We start from the raw sequence: 3,177 nt of genomic DNA on the forward strand, positions 1-3,177 counted from the left end.
CAAGTGGGGCGGATTTCTGGAAGGCGTGAACGAGTTCGATCCGCTTTTCTTCAACCTGTCGCCGCTGGAAGCCGAGATCATGGATCCGCAGGAACGCTTGTTTCTGGAAACTGTTTGGAATTTGTTCGAAAGCGTCGGTCAAACGAGACAATCGCTTGCGGACAAGCACAAAGGACAGGTTGGAGTTTATGTTGGTGCCATGTACCAGCATTATAAACTTTGGAATGCGGAGCCGTCGATGGAATCGCTTATGGCCCTGTCTTCTTACAGCTCCATCGCTAACCGGGTATCGCACTTTTTCGATTTCATGGGACCTAGCATTGCGATTGATACGATGTGCTCCTCTTCCGCAATTGCCGTTCATATGGCTTGCGAAAGCCTGAAAAAAGGAGAGTGTGAGGTAGCGGTTGCAGGAGGGGTTAATCTATCCATTCATCCGAAGAAATACGTGGGGTTAAGCTTATCTCAACTGATCGGCAGCAATCCGGACAGCAGAAGTTTCAGCAATGGAGATGGGTATCTGCCTGCGGAAGGGGTCGGAGCTGTACTGCTGAAACCATTGAACAATGCCATTGCCGACGGGGATACCATCTTAGCTGTTATCAAGTCGACAGCGACCAATCATGGAGGACATACTCATGGTTTTGGAGTCCCTAATCCGCAAGCCCAGGCGCAACTGATGGAGGACAATTTCCGTAAATCAGGAATTGATCCCCGAACGGTCAGCTATATTGAATCCGCAGCTAACGGATCAAGCTTAGGGGATCCGATAGAAATTGCGGCGTTAAAAAAGGTATTCCACAGCAGCGCTTCGGAAGGCCGTCCTTATACCATAGGCTCCGTGAAGTCCAACATAGGGCATGCTGAAGCCGCTTCGGGGATTTCCCAATTGACGAAGGTAATTCTTCAACTTCAGCACCGTCAGTTAGTCGAGTCAATTAAAGCTGAACCGATGAATCCTAATATCCAGTTAAATGGCCAACTTCATATCCAGCGCGAACTGGAGACTTGGAATCGACCTGTACTCCGAATGGAAGGGCAGGACAAGGAAATTCCGCTGAGGGCAGCTATAAACTCGTTTGGCGCCGGAGGATCCAATGCCCATATCATTGTAGAGGAATATATCCCTGCCCAGCCGGAAAGAACCGCACTGCTCGGTTCGCCGACGCCGCAGGCGGTCATTCTGTCTGCGAAAAATAAGGGGCAGTTAAAGGTTGCAGTACGTCAATTACTCGAATTTGCGGAGGAGCAGGCGGACGTTTGTATGAATGACCTCGCCTACACCCTGCAAGTCGGGCGAGAGGCTATGGATATTCGTTTGGCGCTGGTTGTGGGCAGCCGGGAAGAGATGATTCAGGGCCTTCGGCATTATTTAGCGGCCGACGAAATTAGCCGAGAAGCCGATCCGACTCTTTATATCGGAGATGCCCAGCAACAGCCCGAAGAGTTCGAAAGCTTGTTCTCCGGCAGAGTCGGGGAGCGATTCCTGGAAGAGCTGATTAAGGAGAGGGAACTGGAGAAGCTAGCGCTCTATTGGGCCAAGGGAGGAAGTGTAGCTTGGGAGAGATTGCCAAAGGGTGACATCGTCCGGCGCATAATGCTACCGACGTATCCTTTTGAAAAGCGTAGTTGCTGGATTCATCCAGTTTCGATCATACCCGAAGCGGCGCAATTGGTTGAAAGGATAGAAATCTGCAGCACTAAAATGCAAGGAAGTGAGGTATCTGCAGAAGAACGTATAATAGAGTTTGTCTCCGGGCTAGTGGGTTTGGAGCCGGAGGCGATGAATGCGGAGATGCGTTTCAGACAGTTGGGTATGGGTTCACTACAGCTCATGCAGTTGCTTCAGAAGCTTCAAGCCCAATTTGATCCCTCGATTAGCATAAAACAGTTGCAGGAATGCGTAAGCATTAGAGATTTGGCTGCTGTGCTCACAGTGCGGCAGGAGGAAGCGGGGCTTTCATCTGCCGCAAATTCAGCAGTTTCGGTCTCATCCTGGCCAGAATATCCGGAACTTATTCGCTTGAATCAACTAAGCACAGCGAGACCCGTATTCTGGTTTCACGGCGCGAATGGCGGTGTGGAAGTCTATCAAGATATAGCTCAAAAATGCGGCAGGCCTTTCTATGGGATTCAAGCAAGCGGAAGGGCAACCGATAACTCTTCGCTGCATGGCATTCCTGAAATGGCAGCCTATTATGCGCAGATTGTCAGAACTGTTCAGCCAGAGGGGCCCTATGATTTAGGAGGGTATTCTCTGGGTGGTTTGTTCGCCTATGAAGTGACCCGCATCTTACAGAAGGAAGGTCAGACCGTTCAGTCCATCGTCATGGTCGACTCTATGTACAATCAAGAGATAGCTAATGCTCCCGTTTCCGTTAAATCCGTCTATCTGCAAACGATGAATACAGCCCTGCTGGCATCAGATCCCTTTAATTTGGAGCGCGCGAAAAAGTCGCTTATTCATTGGCAGGAGTTGGACCCGGACGATACGGACGAGGCTTTTTTGCAGAAACTTATTTGTCTTGCCGGAAGTCGAGGATTGACGCAGACGGCAGTGCAACTCCTCACTCAGGTGGAACGAAATCTAAAGGTTCAGTTATCTTACGAACTGAAGAATTACACACCGCTTCCGCTACCAGATCCACAAGGGACCACCTGCTATTATTTCCGGAATAAGAACGGGAAGTTTTTTGGGGACATGGAGCCTTATTTCACGTTCGGGCTTCAGAGCTTATCATTTGACGAGATGGTTTATTGGGAAGAATGGACGCGTCTAATTCCTAATTTAAATTTAATCGATGTAGATTCGCCAAATCATATGTTGATTTTGCACTCTCCTTCGTCGGCAGAACTCATCACCGCGCTATGCGAGAAATTGTATTCTGTAGAGGGAATGTCTGATCGTTTTTTCAAATCGTTTATTAAAAAGTATGTTACACCTAAAATTCTTTAGTATTATAGAAGCGCTGCATAAAAAAGTCTCCAAGGTTGGTTTTTTCCTCTTGCATAAGGTTAGGAATGGTTGGTTGAATCAGTTATACAGTAGAGGGAACAACTTTATTAGGTCAGCATTAGGTCAGCCAGAAGCATTTGGCTGACCTTTTTTTATCAGAATAGGAGAGGAGACCCCTTCCTCTATAGGCAGGAGGTGAATCGACTTCGGACAAGGGAGGG

Annotated in this window: 1 protein-coding gene; it reads left to right on the forward strand. The window is 48.5% G+C overall.

What is annotated here, in order from left to right; translation table 11 throughout:
* A partial coding sequence (locus L692_RS0120720; RefSeq protein ID WP_025701941.1) for a beta-ketoacyl synthase N-terminal-like domain-containing protein occupies nucleotides 1-2,956 on the forward strand: 2,956 nt, incomplete at its 5' end.
* Nucleotides 2,957-3,177: the final 221 nt, after the last annotated feature.

The sequence above is a fragment of the Paenibacillus forsythiae T98 genome (assembly GCF_000520735.1).
GTDB classification, from domain to species: Bacteria; Bacillota; Bacilli; order Paenibacillales; family Paenibacillaceae; genus Paenibacillus_AQ; species Paenibacillus_AQ forsythiae.